General features: G+C 42.5%; 14 protein-coding genes. 4 read left to right on the top strand and 10 right to left on the bottom strand.

The features are described from left to right. Positions 1–98 precede the first annotated feature (98 nt). Positions 99–1,232, top strand: a complete 1,134-nt coding sequence (locus tag M2273_RS20240) for an acyltransferase family protein (RefSeq protein ID WP_429399586.1) — start codon at positions 99–101, stop codon at positions 1,230–1,232. A 72-nt stretch (positions 1,233–1,304) separates the two neighbouring features. Here M2273_RS20240 and M2273_RS20235 read toward each other — a convergent pair whose 3' ends face one another. Then, entirely contained in the window at positions 1,305–1,670 is a 366-nt protein-coding gene (locus M2273_RS20235) for a hypothetical protein (RefSeq protein ID WP_429399585.1), read from the bottom strand. 243 nt (positions 1,671–1,913) lie between these two features. Between M2273_RS20235 and M2273_RS20230 the strand changes: the two genes are divergently transcribed. From M2273_RS20230 to M2273_RS20220, 3 genes are all read left to right on the top strand, one after another. After that, positions 1,914–3,362 carry a circularly permuted type 2 ATP-grasp protein gene (locus M2273_RS20230; RefSeq protein WP_429399584.1) on the top strand — a complete coding sequence of 483 codons (1,449 nt, stop codon included), beginning with the start codon at positions 1,914–1,916 and terminating at the stop codon, positions 3,360–3,362. Between the two features lie 191 nt (positions 3,363–3,553). Further along, positions 3,554–4,489, top strand: a complete 936-nt coding sequence (locus tag M2273_RS20225) for an alpha-E domain-containing protein (protein ID WP_429399583.1) — start codon at positions 3,554–3,556, stop codon at positions 4,487–4,489. A gap of 114 nt (positions 4,490–4,603) precedes the next feature. Continuing rightward, a complete protein-coding gene (locus M2273_RS20220; protein ID WP_429399582.1) occupies positions 4,604–5,578 on the top strand; it encodes a transglutaminase family protein in 975 nt (324 codons plus the stop codon). 85 nt (positions 5,579–5,663) lie between these two features. Here M2273_RS20220 and M2273_RS20215 read toward each other — a convergent pair whose 3' ends face one another. From M2273_RS20215 to M2273_RS20175, 9 genes are all read right to left on the bottom strand, one after another. Then, positions 5,664–6,152: a TlpA family protein disulfide reductase gene (locus M2273_RS20215; protein WP_429399581.1), complete on the bottom strand. Its 489-nt coding sequence runs from the start codon at positions 6,150–6,152 to the stop codon at positions 5,664–5,666. Positions 6,153–6,194: 42 nt separating this feature from the next. After that, positions 6,195–7,214, bottom strand: a complete 1,020-nt coding sequence (locus M2273_RS20210) for a Gfo/Idh/MocA family protein (RefSeq protein WP_429399580.1) — start codon at positions 7,212–7,214, stop codon at positions 6,195–6,197. 200 nt (positions 7,215–7,414) lie between these two features. Next, positions 7,415–7,999: a DUF4142 domain-containing protein gene (locus M2273_RS20205; RefSeq protein ID WP_429399579.1), complete on the bottom strand. Its 585-nt coding sequence runs from the start codon at positions 7,997–7,999 to the stop codon at positions 7,415–7,417. Between the two features lie 297 nt (positions 8,000–8,296). Next, positions 8,297–9,553, bottom strand: a complete 1,257-nt coding sequence (locus tag M2273_RS20200; protein ID WP_429399578.1) for a pyridoxal phosphate-dependent aminotransferase — start codon at positions 9,551–9,553, stop codon at positions 8,297–8,299. Between the two features lie 160 nt (positions 9,554–9,713). Next, positions 9,714–10,448: an acyl-CoA desaturase gene (locus tag M2273_RS20195; RefSeq protein WP_429399577.1), complete on the bottom strand. Its 735-nt coding sequence runs from the start codon at positions 10,446–10,448 to the stop codon at positions 9,714–9,716. Between the two features lie 167 nt (positions 10,449–10,615). Next, complete coding sequence (locus M2273_RS20190; protein WP_429399576.1) at positions 10,616–11,629, bottom strand: LLM class flavin-dependent oxidoreductase; 1,014 nt, start codon at positions 11,627–11,629, stop codon at positions 10,616–10,618. Positions 11,630–11,841: 212 nt separating this feature from the next. Then, the gene (locus tag M2273_RS20185) at positions 11,842–12,303 is read right to left on the bottom strand and encodes a MaoC family dehydratase (protein WP_429399575.1); all 462 of its coding nucleotides are present in this window, start codon (positions 12,301–12,303) and stop codon (positions 11,842–11,844) included. Positions 12,304–12,375: 72 nt separating this feature from the next. Then, positions 12,376–13,992 (bottom strand): ATP-dependent DNA ligase, encoded by a 1,617-nt coding sequence (locus M2273_RS20180; RefSeq protein WP_429399574.1) that lies wholly within the window; start codon positions 13,990–13,992, stop codon positions 12,376–12,378. Next, entirely contained in the window at positions 13,989–15,098 is a 1,110-nt protein-coding gene (locus M2273_RS20175; RefSeq protein WP_429399573.1) for a ligase-associated DNA damage response exonuclease, read from the bottom strand. Before M2273_RS20175 ends, M2273_RS20180 begins: the two co-directional genes overlap by 4 nt. Positions 15,099–15,258 lie beyond the last annotated feature (160 nt).

Genomic DNA, 15,258 nt, shown 5'->3' with positions numbered 1-15,258 from the left:
CAGAACTAAGCGGGACTTTCTTTTGCCCCGCTTAGTTTTAAATTTGCAGCTTATCACGCTCCTGTTTTAAGCTTATCAAACCCAAAACGTTAATATATATGAACAAATCATCAGCGCGATTTTTATCGCTGGATGTATTTCGCGGTATGACCATATGTTTTATGATCATTGTAAATACACCAGGCAGCGGGGCGGCTGCATTTTCGCCTCTTGAACATGCTGCCTGGCATGGCTTTACACCAACCGACCTGGTATTTCCGTCATTTTTATTTGCAGTAGGCAATGCCATGAGTTTCTCCATGAAACGCTATCAGGAAATGGGTAATGCTGCCGTTTTAGGCAAAATATTTAAACGTACACTCCTTATTTTTTTAATTGGCTACTTAATGTACTGGTTCCCGTTCTTTAATTTTGACGGCGGGCATATTTCTTTATCACCTATATCTAACACCCGCATTATGGGGGTTTTACAGCGCATAGCTTTATGCTATTGTTTTGCCTCGCTCATGATCCATTTCCTGTCAAAACAATCGGTCGTTATTTTATCGGTACTGTTTTTATTAAGCTATTGGGTTTTATTGCTGGTTTTTGGCGACCCTAATGATCCGTTGAGCATGACCGGCAACGCGGGTATTTTCCTTGATAAATATATACTCGGCGACAGCCACATGTATCACGGCGAAAAAATAGCATTTGAACCCGAAGGGATCCTGAGCACCCTGCCCGCTATTGTCAATGTGGTTGTTGGTTATTATGCGGGTAAATTTGTACAGCAAAAGGGTAAAGGCTATGATGTTATTTCAAAAATGCTGCTTACCGGCTGTCTGTTTATATTCCTGGCCCTGTGCTGGAACATGGTATTCCCGATCAATAAAAAATTATGGACAAGCTCATTTGTACTGGTTACCACCGGGCTTGATCTCGTGATCCTGTCGTTCCTGGTTTACGCGCTCGAGATCAACAACTGGAACAAATGGAACTGGACAAGATTTTTCACCATATTGGGAAAAAACCCATTACCCATTTATGTGCTGTCAGAAATATTGATCATACTTTTTTGGGCGGTTAATGTAAAACCTGGTGTAAACCTTCTCGACTGGATAAACACCTCTATTTACCAGGTAATAGCGCCGGGGGCCATTGGGTCGCTCCTGTTTGCTATAAGCTATATGCTTATTTGCTGGAGTGTAGGTTGGGTGCTCGATAAAAAGAAAATTTATATCAGAGTTTAACTAAACTTTGATGCATAAAAAAAGCGCAGCCATTTAAATGGCTGCGCTTTTTTTATGCATAGTTCAATTATATCAATCCAATTTTTCTCTTAGCCTATACCCCTCGGCCATATCAGGTATCTGCTCAAATGACATTCCCGGATATTGCTTTTCTATACGGCCTATATTGGTACAAGCAGATTCAAAATATCCATCATCAATTACTTCCTTAATTGCTGCTCTTATAGTTTTATGATTAAGATTCTTAACAATGACCATATCTGTAGCCCAGAAACTAACTGAATTAGCCTTCGTCATTAACTTTTGAATGTTTACCAATGTAAATAAGGTAGCAACAAAAACTGTCCCATTCTTGAATATTACATTCACATCAATGTTATCATCAAACTCACTTGTTTCGTTATATCCGGCAGGAAAGGTAATTTTAAAATCCATCATCCATCTTTTAAAGTAAAGATAAAACTAACAGACACCGCTTGCTATAATGCCAATGATAATATTTAACAGGTTTCATAGCGTATAAAAATTGCTCTTTCAAAATACAATTTCACATAAAAATGTGAAATTGATTACAATAATTATAAAAAATTAAAAAAAGTTTGCGTTTTTATCAAAAACACTTCATAAATTACCTTTTTCAAAATAACTGGTTAGTAAATCTCTGCTTTTCACAAATTTTATATGGAAGAATCAGCTTATTTTAACAAATACAACCCAATTGGCGGCGTATGGGACGAAATGTATGGGGCTGACAGCAATGTTCGCGATCATTATCGTAAAGTAATTGAATATATTTCAAAGGAATCGGCCGACGATTTAAACAAAAAGGAAGAGCTGGCCAAGAGCTTGTTCATGAGCCAGGGCATTACCTTTACCGTTTATAACAGTGGCGAGGGTATTGAAAAAATATTCCCGTTTGATATTATCCCTCGTATAATTACTGCAAGCGAGTGGGCATTTGTGGAGCGTGGCATAAAACAAAGGCTTACCGCGCTTAACCTGTTCCTTAAGGATATATACCATAACCAGTTTATTGTAAAAGATGGTATAGTACCCATTGATATTATTTACTCATGCCCGCACTTTCTGCGAGAAATGTACCAGCTAAAGGTGCCTTATGATATATATGTGCACATCTCGGGCATTGACCTGATACGCGATGAGGACGGTACTTTTTATGTACTGGAAGATAACCTACGCACCCCATCGGGCGTAAGTTACATGCTCGAGAACCGTGAGATCACTAAACGTTTGTTTCCTGACCTCCTGCCGCAATGCGGGGTTCGCAGCGTAACAGAGTACCCAACCATATTGTATAAAAACCTGCTGGCCCTTTCGCCGCGGCAAATATCCAATCCTACTATTGTTTTGCTAAGCCCGGGTATATATAATTCGGCCTATTTTGAGCATACCACCTTGGCCCGCCTCATGGGTGTGGAACTGGTGGAGGGGCGCGACCTGGTAGTTAACAACCATAAAGTGTATATGAAAACCACCACCGGCCTACAGCAGGTTGATGTGATATATCGCCGGGTTGATGACGAATACCTTGATCCGCTGGTATTTAACCCGGCAAGTATGTTGGGTGTTGCCGGTATTATGGGAGCCTACCGCAAAGGCAATGTAGCCATTGTGAATGCCATAGGCACCGGTGTTGCCGATGATAAGGCCGTATATGTTTACGTGCCCGATATGATTCGCTATTACCTGAACGAAGAGCCTGTACTTAAAAATGTGCCAACCCACCAGCTTGGCAACTTAGACGAGCGCGAGCATGTGTTTAAAAATCTCAACAAAATGGTAGTTAAAAAAACCAATGGCAGCGGCGGTTATGGTATGCTGATGGGTCATGCCGCATCTGAACAGGAAATTGAGGATTACAAAAAAGAAATCTTAAAAGATCCGCGCAACTTTATCGCGCAGCCAACAATCAGTCTTTCGTCGGCGCCATGTTATATGCAGGGATCATTAACACCCCGCCGTATTGACCTTAGGCCCTATGCCTTGTGTGGTCCGGATGGTATTGAGATAGTCCCCGGCGGCCTTACCCGTGTTGCCCTTAAAGAAGGATCATTAGTGGTAAACAGCTCGCAAGGCGGTGGCAGCAAGGATACGTGGGTGTTGGCTTAGAGTTGAGTAATATCGAACACTGAATTTCGAATGATGAATAATGACGTGATAAAGGTAATATCGAATATAATACATTGAATGATAAAGTTATTTCACTTCGATATTCTATATTGGACATTAGATATTCATTATTAAACCTTTTCATTATTATAAATTAAAACATCAACCCTTTAGGGGGTTAGGGGGCTAATATGTTAAGCAGGGTAGCAGCAAGTTTTTATTGGTTAAGTCGTTACATTGAGCGCAGCGATGGTATGCTGAGGATGCTCAAAATAAACTACGCCTCATCGCAGGATACCGTGCAGGAATTTACCTGGGAGCCGGTAATCAGGATATTTGCCGGTGTTGAGCAGGCAGAGGCAGATAAACTGGAGAATGATAGCCGGTCGGTTTTGAGGTATATGGTAACGGGCAAAAACAATCCAAATTCTATATTAAACATAATAACCCTGGCGCGCGAAAACGCCCGTGGTGTACAGGAACACATCACTAAAGACTTGTGGCAGTGCCTGAACGAGTACTATCATACCGTAAAAGATTCGCGGCTTGAACGGTCCCTGCAACGCGAAGACCCTATTGGTGTACTTGACGTTTTAATAAAACAGGTAATGCTGTATTACGGCACGGTCGAGATCACGATGGAACGCGGTGAGGGCCGAAGTTTTATGAATATTGGTAAATACCTGGAACGGGCCATACAGTCGGTTGATATCTTGGATACCAAATTCAGCTCGGTGAGTGATAACCCCAATCTGCTTACCGATACTACTTACTGGAAACACTTGTTGCTTTCTTTAGGCGGGTATGAATTATATCTCAAAACCTATCGCGAGGGTTTTGAGGCAGAAAATATACTGGAGCAGGTGGTACTGAATAATGATTTTCCGCGCTCGGTTATTTATTCGGTAAACAACATCCAGCGCTATTTCGACAGGTTGAAGAATGATACCAATGTAGATACTTACCGTGAAATGTCGTTTCAGATTGGACGTCTGCAAAGCCGTATTAAATATAGTTCGGTGCGGAGTATCAGGCAGGAAGGGCTGCATATATTTCTTACCCAGATCAGGAGCGAACTGTATGGTGTAGGTAACTCCCTGAACGAGTATTATTTTGCAAATTCCTGATAATTTGATAATGTGCTGATTTGAAAATGAAATAAACCATTTGAAGACGCGATGATTGAAGATGCAGGCTCTATTTTCAAATCATCAAACTCTTCAATTAAAAAATTAAATACCATGCCTGAATTTAAAATACAACACCTAACCAAATACACCTATGAAGGACTGGTGCGCGACAGTGCAAACCAGATCATACTTTTCCCGATAAAGGATGAGTACCAGGATGTAGTAAAACAGGAACTGCATATAACGGGCAACCCTGTTGTGGATACGCATATTGATTATTATGGCAATGAGGTAGGCAGCTTTACTTATAGCGAGCAACACTCCGCTATGCTTATTAATTCCAAACTTGATGTGATTACCCGGCAACGACCATTACCGGTAAATGATATTTTTCCGGAGCAGCAGTGGGAAGATCTGAAACGCCTGCAATATATGGTGCCTTATATTGATTTTTTAAAGCAGGAATATTTTGAGGGCCTGCCCGAGCTACAGGTTATTGTAGAGAAGGAAAGGCTAAGGGACGACACCCCCTATCAGATAGCGCTGCGCTTTTGCAATTATGTATATCAGAATTTTGAATACATTAAAGGTGTTACCACGGTTGAAACCACATTGGACGAAGTATGGAAATTAAAAGCCGGTGTTTGCCAGGATTTTGCTCATATTTTAATGGTAATGCTCAGGCAGTTAAAAATACCGGCACGTTATGTTAGTGGTTACATTTGCACCCATAGCAGTGCCATGCGTGGCGAAGGGGCTACCCATGCCTGGGCCGAGGCTTACATCCCTGACTATGGCTGGCTGGGCATTGACCCAACTAACAATTGCATAGCCAACGAAACCCATGTACGCCTGGCTGTGGGCCGTAATTTTTCTGATTGTTCGCCGGTAAAAGGTGTATATAAAGGCTCATCCGGCCATAAACTGGAGGTTGCTGTTACTGTTGAGGACGAAAATACATGCGCCACTTATGATGACAAGGCTTTTCATGAGCCTGTGGCCCTGCAACCGGTAACTGAACTTTCCAAAAACAGCTATCAGCGGTATATGGAGATCATTCAACAGCAACAACAGCAGCAGCAATGATTTTTTGATGTGCTGATGTGCAAATTTCAGATGTGCAGATGATTTCATTTGCATATTTGCACATCTGAAATCTGCACATCCGAATTTATACCTTTTTAACAGCCGACATCAGCACCGGGATAGTTGGCACCTTATCATAGGTTTTGGACACCTTACCATTTTTATCATAAATAGCAATAAACGGGGTGTTTTTTATCTGGTAATATTTTTGTACCAGGTAGGTATATCCTTCAGTACCTATAATAATATTATGATATTTAGCCAGGTCATAATCGCGTTGAAAAACCTGTATGGCTTTAAGCTGGGTAACAAAAGTTATCATCACTATCTGAACCCCTGTTAAATTTTTCAACTCTGGTTTCAGATCATTTATTAAATGCTGACAATGGCCGCAATCCGGAGCAAAATAAATGATCATTACCGGCTTATTCTTTTTCAGGTTGGCAGGTGTAACATAAGCGCTATCAGTAGTTAATATATGATAGGGCGGAATACCAGAGTTAGCACCTAATGTTTGGGCCTGGCTGCATCCGGCAGCAACTATGAGGTATAGCAATAAGTATAGTTTTTTCATTGTATTGATATAACATTTCATTATAGCATAATTACGATATTTTTAATCTTCCAGCAACTCCAGCTGCCAGGCAATATGCTCTTCAGTTATAGGGAATAACGCATTTTCTCTGATAGTATGATAAACGGCATCAAATAAACCATTATAATTACCCTTGTCTGCCGGGATCCACTCTATCGTTTTCTGATTATCAGCGCTCATCAGCACCAGTTTACCTTCACTGCCTTCGGGTTCAATACCAAATCCATCGTCAGTTGGTAACATTCCTTCATCCAATTGGGCTTCCTGTACATCAGTACGTAACTTTACAAAGCTCCCCAGGGTACCATGGATTACAAAACCTGGCAAATGTTCGGCAATAAGCAATCCTGATGTTAAATAAACGTGCAGTTGGTTAGGGTAGGTTAAATGAAAATTAAAGTAATCATCAACCTGCGATCCTGGTCGGTGCGTAGCCGTGGTTTTAACAAAACTCAGGGGCTTGCCAAATAAACTAATGGCATTATCAACCAAATGCGCACCCAGGTCATAAGTAAGGCCATTACCGGGGGTATCTTTGGTTTCTTTAAACACTTTAGGCCCTATGGGCATCCTGTACCTGTCGAGCCTGAAATGTACTTCTATCAGTTCGCCAAGCCTTCCGCTTTCAATAACTTCTTTTACTGATAAAAAACCACTGTCATACCTGCGGTTTTGATAAATCAGTACCTTTAGCCCAAGCTTTTTACCCAGATCGAACAGGGTCTTTACCTCGGCCGATGTTACTGCCCCCGGCTTTTCAATAAGCACATGCTTACCCGCGTTAAGCGCCTGTATGGCATAATCAAAATGGGTGTTATTGGGTGTATTTACAATGATCAGTTCAATTTCTTTATCATTCAGCAATTCCTCAATAGAATCGTAACTGATCACATCCGGATACCTTTTTCCTGCCTTTTTTTCGTGGCGCTCCACAACGGCCTTAAATGTAAAACCAGGATTAGTAACTAAAAACGGCGCGTGAAATATCCGGCCCGACATGCCGTAGGCCATAAGGCCTGTTATTATTGGTTTTGATGACATAAGTTTCTAACGCTTTTTATCTTTCCGGCCAGCTGACCGGAGGGCTTTTTTTGTGTAATATTTGTTTGTAATTATCCGGCTGGCGTACAGCTTCGGCAACGTCTAAAAATATCGTTTTATGAGGGCTAATGCAATAGTTATATAAAGAAAAAGGGAGATGTAATATCTCCCTTTTCCTTACTTTCAAATAATGAAATTAATTATTTCATGCCTTTTTTAATCGCCTCTATTTCAGCCAGGTGGCCTTTTATAGTTGGCAGTGTATTAGTTGCAAAAGCCTTTAGCTCGGCATCCTTGCAATTTTTAGCGGCATCTTCAAATAAGGTTATTGTTTTTTTGTGCCCATCAACCATGGCATCTACATAGGCTTTATCAAAATCACTTGTTGATTTTGCAGAAAGATCTGATAATTCCTTTTGCTTGTCTTCGCTTGGTGCAGCAGGCAGGGTAATGTTTTTAGCTTTGGCTATAGCCATTAACTCATCATTTGCTTTGCTGTGATCTTTTACCATCATGGCAGCAAAATCCTTAACCTTTTGGTTCACCGCTTTTTCTTCGGCAACTTTACCAGCCGCAACCTCGGTCAAACCACCATTGGCGGCATCAGTAGCAAATTTAGCATCACCCTCAACAACGGCAATACCGGTTGCGCCGGTTGTAGTGGTGTCCTTAACTTCGTTTGCGCTGTCGGCGTTTTCTTTACTGTCGGTTTTAGCAGCGTTGTTACATGCCTGAAACATCCATGCCGATAGCACGAACATCATCATTAAACTTAATCTTTTCATAGTGAATGTTTATATTGTTTTTATAAGCAACAAATTTTAGTTTGATAAGTTTTATTTTCTTATTTGTAAAAGCAGCCTATGTTCAGGGAACAATGCAAAAGGCCTCACCCAACCCTCTCCAAAGGAGAGGGCTATAAAATATTTTTTAAAGTCTCCCCCTTTGGGGGAGATTTAGAGGGGGGTTTTGCTTCGTGCCTCGCAATGACGCGCGGAGAAAACAATGACCTGTTAGTTCTAAACACAAAATGGCCGCCATGTTAAACATGACGGCCATTTCTAAAAATTATAAAAAAACAACTATTTCAATTTCGCCAGGGCTTCCTTAACCCTTGGGATCAGTTGCTGTATATCCTGCAGGGTGCTTGCACCTACTGACGCGCGGAACCAGTTCACATTATCATCAGTACCGAAAGCTGAAAATGGCACCAGGGCTACCTTAGCTTCCTTGATCAGGTAAAAGTTAATATCGGCCGAATCCTTCAACACCGTTCCGTCAGGTGTGGTTTTGCCCGCGTAATCAATTTTAAGTGTAAGGTAAATAGCGCCCATGGGTATAATGGAATCTACATTAAAACCTTCGGCCTTTAACGCCTGGAAACCCTCATGAAGGGTATTCAAACTGGTTTGTATCTTTCCTTTAATGTCGCTCAGGTAATTATCAACTGCGGCATCATTAGTTATAAAGCTGGCCATAGCTACTTGCTCGGCCTTTGGCGACCATGCGCCCATGTGGCCCACAATGGCTTTCATATTATCTATGATGTGTGCCGGACCAAAACCCCAGCCTACCCTTACCCCGGTTGATGCGAAGCATTTTGACGCACCATCAATAAATATGGTATAATCTTTAAGCTCGGGGCGCAAGGTAACCGGATCATAATGTGTAAAATCGCCAAAAGTTAATTGCGAGTAGATTTGGTCATACATCAAATACAAAGGTTTTTGACCGGCTGGTCTCCTTTTGTTTTCGGCAATAACCAGGTCGCAAATTTCTTCCAAGTCCTTTTTACCAAACATGGTACCTGTTGGGTTTAAAGGCGAGCAAAGGGCCAGCAATGCCGCGTCTTTTAAGTGCGGGCGGATATCATCGGCCGTAGGCATAAAGTTATTTTCGGCAGTTGTTTCTATCATTATCGCTTCGGCACCCAACAGATCGCTGTAGTGGTTATTATTCCATGATGGCAAAGGGAACACTACCTTTTCGCCGGGATTAACCACCGCCAGGAAAGTTGAATAAATAAGCGGGCGGGAGCCCCCTGATATTAATATTTCGTTGGCTGAATAAGTAAGGTTATACCTGTTCTTTAACAATGCTGATACACTTTCGCGCAAGGTCAGCATGCCATCAGCCGGTGGATAATTGGTTTGATTATGGTTATAAGCATCCACAATGCCTGCTTTTAATTCGGCAGGGATAGGGTAAATATTAGAGTCAAAATCGCCGATGGTTAAATTGGCAATATTTTGGCCTTGTCGTTTTAATTCGTTGATCTCGCCAGCTATCTTAATAATTTCGGAGCCGCGTAAATTTTGAGCTAATACAGAAATACTCATGGAAGTATAAATTTTATGAGCGGCAAATATAAGTGGAAAAGCTGAAAGCGTAAGGCTGAAAGCATAAAGCTTAAATTAATAAGACAAAACAAAAAAAGCGAAAAGTAAACATCCTGAGATCTTACTTTTCGCTTTCAGCTTTTGGCCTTAGGTTTTCAGCTTATAAATATGCTTCCCTTAGTTTGATAATGCGCATCCAGTGCATCAGTTTCATTACTGGGTAAACCGGGTCTATTTCAAACCATTTTGCACCAAAATTGGCATTGTTAGGACGTTTATGGTGATTGTTCTGGAACAATTCGCCCAGCATTAAAAAGTCGAACGGGGTAGTGTTTTTTGATTTATCGCCATTGTCAAAATTGGCATAACCATATTTATGGCCACACCAGTTAACTATTGCGCCGTGAATAGGTCCCATCATAAAGTGAATAGGAATTAACAGGAACATCCACCATTGAGTGGCAAAAACAACATAAAATGCAATATATAATGCACCAAAAGTAAGGCGCGATAAAATAGATGACCCGATGTAATCAACAAAATGCCATTCAGGATAATTTCCTTTAAAACGATCCTCAGGTTCTTTAACCTTCCTTACGTGATCCCTGTAACTTAATACAGTATGCCACATCATCTGGAAAACATCCCTGAAAAAGTGTGGAGAATGTGGATCCTTTTCGGTATCGCTGTAAGCGTGATGCTCACGGTGCATAATAGCATAAGCACGCGGGTTCAGGAATGAAGAACCCTGGCAAATATAGGTAAGCAGGTAAAATGTCCCTTCGTAAAACTTGTTAGTAGTGAACATTTTGTGTGAGGCGTATCTATGTAGAAAAAACGTTTGGAAGAATAGCGACAGAAACCAGTGCGCTATGAAGAATATTATTATTACCACTGAATTGATGAATTTATAAAAATGAAAGAGTTATTTATAATCTTTCCAAATATACGATTAAAACCCATATAAAGTTTCCCGGACGTTAAGATTGATGCTGACTTGTATTATCAAATGTCGTGCTCTTAAACGTGAACAATGCAGTATTAAGTATAATATTGTTTTAATTACTGTAAATCAAACTGTTTTGCCAGCAGTTTATATGACTCCAGCCTGTCATTAAAATCTTCGGTAATGGTTACGGCCATAATTTCGTCTACATCATAATCATTAGCCAGCCAGGTAAGTTTTAGTTTAATTTGGGATGGCGTACCGGTAATTACCCGGTAACGGTTATGGCGGATGCGTTCCTGTTCCTGAGCGGTATAGGTTTCATTCTTTATATCATCATAATTAATGGAGATAATAGGTCCGCCTTTTTCAAACTGTAGAAAACGGTGATCCATTACGGCCTGGTGCTGTTTTATCTTTTCCTCATCTGCCGAGCAAAAAACAAATGTGGCAACGTTAACCTGCGGCTGCGCCAGATCATCAGATGGTTGAAAACGCTCCTTATACAATTTAACATTATGTGGCCCGCCAACCGGGTTTATAAAATGCGCGAACGAAAAACCCATACCAAAATGAGCGGCAAACAGCCCGCTTTGCCCGCTTGAACTCAGCAGCCATTTATCGGGCACGGTTTTTACCTGTGGTATGGCCCGTATTTTGGCCTGTATGGTTCCTGGTTCATAGGTGTCATGAAAATAGTTGTTCAGGTCGGCAAGCTGTTCCACAAAATCATCTTCCCTGAACTGATTTGAAGGATTTAGTATTGACGCCGTAATGCGATCGGTGCCGGGCGCACGGCCCATGCCCAGGTCAATTCGGCCGGGGAATAAGGCTTCCAGCATCCTGAAGTTTTCGGCAACTTTTAGTGTACTGTGGTTAGGCATCATGATACCGCCCGAGCCAATACGCATGCGTTGGGTTTGTCCCGCCAGATGGGCTATCAGTACTTCGGGTGTTGAGCCTGCTAAACTACTGGTATTGTGGTGCTCGGATACCCAGTAACGGGTATAACCAAGCTGATCGGTATATTTTGCTAACTCAATGGTTTCTTTAACAGCTTGCTCTGCTGTAGCGCCTTTTCTTATCGGCGACTGGTCAAGCACGCTTAAGCGGATCTTTTTTGTGTCCATAATGATATAAACACAAATGTAATAATAGGGTTGCCGGTTGGGTTTACACCATGGCTTTTATGGCATTGGGATTACCGTTTTAATTTCCGTCATGTCATTGCGAGCGTAGCGTGGCAATCTTATAGGACAAGCAACGAACTTTGCCTGTGCAACCTGCATGGTGAGATTGCCGCGCTATCGCTCGCAATGACATAGTTAGTTTTATCGCGCAATTAACTAATAAAATGATACAGAAAAACCACATCACCGGCAAAGGCAGGTTTCTTTTGGCCATCAATTTCCAGCTCGATGCTCATGGTAGTTTTGGTAACACCACGTAAATTGATGAGGCTTGCCAATTTAACCTTTAGCCGCACCTGGTTATTAACCAGCACTGGTTGTGCAAAACGCAGGTTTTCGATACCATAATTTATTTCCATTTTCAGGTTACGGATGTCTGCTATTTGTTTCCACAAATATGGGATCAGCGACAGGGTAAGGTAACCATGAGCAATGGTTGATTGAAAAGGACTTTCGGTTTTAGCTCTTTCAGGGTCGGTGTGGATCCACTGGTGATCAAGCGTGGCGTCGGCAAATTTATTGATCTGCTCCTGCGTAATGGTATGCCATGATGATACCCCCAGTTCCTTACCTAATTGCGCTTCAAACTCGTTATAGTTATTTATAATAATCATCGATATACTATTTATAGCTTTTAACAGGCAAAGTAATAAATTAATTACGTGAACTAATATTAATTTATCTTATCATTCGCCTAATAGCGCCTTTAAACTCTCCAGCGTATCGGCTTCTTCTTTGGGTTTATCATGCCGCCAGCGCAATATACGCGGAAAACGCAAAGCAATACCCGATTTATGCCGGGTTGACTTGTTAATCCCCTCAAAGCCGATTTCAAAAACCAGTTCGGGTTTTACGGTGCGCACCGGGCCAAATTTTTCAAGTGTATTACGTTTTACAAAATAATCAACCTTGTTGATCTCTGCATCGGTTAAACCCGAATAAGCTTTGGCAAAAGGCACCAGTTTATCCCCATCCCAAACGGCAAAAGTGTAATCAGTATACAGATCGGCCCGGCGACCATGACCTTTCTGGGCATATATCATTACCGCGTCTACCGATAGCGGGTCTATCTTCCATTTCCACCAGTCGCCACGACGGCGGCCGACCTGATAAGCGGCATTTTTACGTTTCAGCATAAGGCCTTCCGCCATCATTGCCCGCGATTGCTGTCTTATTTCCCCAAGTTCATCCCAGGTTTTGAATGGTATCAATGCCGATATCCGGAATATCTCAGGGAATGGCGTAGCGGCTTGCAATTGCTCCAATATCACCCGTCTTTCTGATTGGGTTTTAGACCGTATATCTTCGCCTTTATATTCCAGACAATCATAAGCTATCACCGCTACCGGACTTTCTTCCAGTATTTTTTTACTCAAATTTTTACGGCCGATGCGCGTTTGCAGTATATTAAATGGCATTGGCTGGCCGTTTTGAAAACTCAGGATCTCGCCATCTATTACCGTACCATTGGGCAGGGCGTTTAAAAACGGATGCAGTTCCGGAAATTTTTCGGTGGCCAGGTCCTCGCCCCTGCTCCATATAAATATTTCATCGCCGCGTTTTATCATTTGCGCCCGTATGCCATCCCATTTCCACTCTGCCTGCCAGTCGGCCACATCGCCAAGGGCTACACCAACTTCACCGGGCGTTTTTTGCCTTTCAGATGTTTCCTGTATGGGATAGGCCAGGAAAAACGGGTATGGCCTTGATATATTTTCGGCAGCATCCTGCTCTTCTATCAACTGTGCATACTGGTATGTTTCGGGCAGCCAGCTACCCATAATACGATGGGTAAGCACGGGAGCCTCCAGACCCGAAATATCCGCCAGCGCCTTGATCACCAGATTTTGGGATACGCCCACCCTAAAACTGCCGGTAAGCAGTTTGTTAAATACAAAACGTTCCTGGCTATCCAACATAGCCCACGAATCCAGCAGCCATAATTTCTTTTCAGCTTCTGTTTTATTTTGCAATGCGTTGATCTCTGCTATCCATTCGGTAAGTGTTTTACTGCTGCTGTTAGTGGTTTCGGGCATTAACAGGGCCATGGTTTCGGCAAGATCACCTACAACATGATAGCTTTCCTCAAACAACCACGCAGGTATATTTGATGCTTCGATAGCCCAATGCCGCACCAGCGTGGAGTTGATTTGCCGTTTGGGTTTGCGGCCTGTAAACAAGGCCAGCATGTGCATTTTATCGGTATCAGGTACAGCGGTAAAATAGTCTTTTAGTACTTTAACCTTTTCGTTGGTCTTGTTCGTTTCGTCTAACGAAAGGAAGAGTTGGGCAAAGGCTTTCATGAAACCCCTCCTAAATCCTCCCCAAGGGGGAGGACTTGATCTGCATTTTTCTGCTTTTGATCATCCTTTCTTTCCGGCTCCCTCTCCTCTGGAGAGGGCTGGGGTGAGGCATCCTCCTCTTCCCCGCCATACAGGGTATGTACCTCATGAGCGTCAAACCCAATCTCCTTTAAATACCTCGAGAAGGTGGCAGTATAGCCATGCGTAAGGTAAACGCTTTCGCAGCCGGTGGCATCAATAGCGCTGATGAGCCCGTTCCAATCGGCATGGTCCGACAGTACAAAACCGCGGTCGGCTGCGCGGCGGCGCTTGGCACCACGAATGGCCATCCAGCCAGAGCAATAGCCAAAGCTATAGGGTTGAAACTTGCGCATCCAGGGCGAGCTTACTGATGATGGCGGAGCCAGGATGATACCTTTTCTCACTTCCTCTTTAACTGAATCCTGCGTAATTCTTTCCGTTGGATTTAATAACACCCCGTTGCGGCGCAAGGCTTCGTTAGTGTTTTCTATTACGCCATGCGTGTACACCTTACCATTAAACAGATCAAGATTTTGCAGTATACGCTGCGCCTTACCCAATGAATAGCCAACCAGTACCGTGGCCACACCATTGTGTAAATTGGTGCGCCACCAGTTGTTTACATCTTCAAATATTTGCACCTGCGGTTTCCAGGTGTAAACCGGCATCCCGAAGGTACATTCAGAAATAAAATGATGACATTTTACGGGTTCAAAAGGGGTGGAAATACCATCATCTTCTACCTTATAATCGCCAGATACTACCCAAACCTCGCCCTGATACTCCACCCTGATCTGTGCAGAGCCGATCACATGGCCTGCGGGATAAAGTGATATAGCGACACCATTTTTCATTACTGTTTCGCCATACGCTACCGTTTGCAGCTGTATTTCGCCCAGGCGGTAAAGCAATATTTCTTTTGATAAATGATGAGCCAGGTAGTGTCTATGTCCCAAATATGCATGATCGGCATGGGCGTGGGTAATTACGGCATCATCAACCGGTTTCCAGGGGTCAATATAAAATTTGCCCTGGGCACAGTAAATTCCCCTGTCGGTAAATCCAAGCAACGGTTTTTTAGCCATGATACTTAGGTAAACCCCTAAGAGACAAATTGGTTTGCCCCCTTAAATCGCGTTAATAAAAAACCCGTCATTGCTGTAAGGGTTTAGTAATTCGATGACAAGGTAGCAGGTTTATTTTGTGTTGTTTAAGGTGATCATATCAATAGGTCTTTTTCCACCA

The sequence above is a fragment of the Mucilaginibacter lappiensis genome (assembly GCF_050433765.1).
GTDB lineage: Bacteria > Bacteroidota > Bacteroidia > Sphingobacteriales > Sphingobacteriaceae > Mucilaginibacter > Mucilaginibacter lappiensis_A.
Note: the sequence above shows the minus strand (reverse complement) of the source record. Positions and strands in the feature narration are given on the sequence as shown.

What these genes read in the sequence shown, in the direction of transcription:
- M2273_RS20240 (WP_429399586.1), top strand. Translation starts at nt 99, where the DNA reads ATGAACAAATCATCAGCGCGATTTTTATCGCTGGATGTATTTCGCGGT.
- M2273_RS20235 (WP_429399585.1), bottom strand. Translation starts at nt 1,670, where the DNA reads ATGATGGATTTTAAAATTACCTTTCCTGCCGGATATAACGAAACAAGT.
- M2273_RS20230 (WP_429399584.1), top strand. Translation starts at nt 1,914, where the DNA reads ATGGAAGAATCAGCTTATTTTAACAAATACAACCCAATTGGCGGCGTA.
- M2273_RS20225 (WP_429399583.1), top strand. Translation starts at nt 3,554, where the DNA reads ATGTTAAGCAGGGTAGCAGCAAGTTTTTATTGGTTAAGTCGTTACATT.
- M2273_RS20220 (WP_429399582.1), top strand. Translation starts at nt 4,604, where the DNA reads ATGCCTGAATTTAAAATACAACACCTAACCAAATACACCTATGAAGGA.
- M2273_RS20215 (WP_429399581.1), bottom strand. Translation starts at nt 6,152, where the DNA reads ATGAAAAAACTATACTTATTGCTATACCTCATAGTTGCTGCCGGATGC.
- M2273_RS20210 (WP_429399580.1), bottom strand. Translation starts at nt 7,214, where the DNA reads ATGTCATCAAAACCAATAATAACAGGCCTTATGGCCTACGGCATGTCG.
- M2273_RS20205 (WP_429399579.1), bottom strand. Translation starts at nt 7,999, where the DNA reads ATGAAAAGATTAAGTTTAATGATGATGTTCGTGCTATCGGCATGGATG.
- M2273_RS20200 (WP_429399578.1), bottom strand. Translation starts at nt 9,553, where the DNA reads ATGAGTATTTCTGTATTAGCTCAAAATTTACGCGGCTCCGAAATTATT.
- M2273_RS20190 (WP_429399576.1), bottom strand. Translation starts at nt 11,629, where the DNA reads ATGGACACAAAAAAGATCCGCTTAAGCGTGCTTGACCAGTCGCCGATA.
- M2273_RS20185 (WP_429399575.1), bottom strand. Translation starts at nt 12,303, where the DNA reads ATGATTATTATAAATAACTATAACGAGTTTGAAGCGCAATTAGGTAAG.
- M2273_RS20180 (WP_429399574.1), bottom strand. Translation starts at nt 13,992, where the DNA reads ATGAAAGCCTTTGCCCAACTCTTCCTTTCGTTAGACGAAACGAACAAG.
- M2273_RS20175 (WP_429399573.1), bottom strand. Translation starts at nt 15,098, where the DNA reads ATGGCTAAAAAACCGTTGCTTGGATTTACCGACAGGGGAATTTACTGT.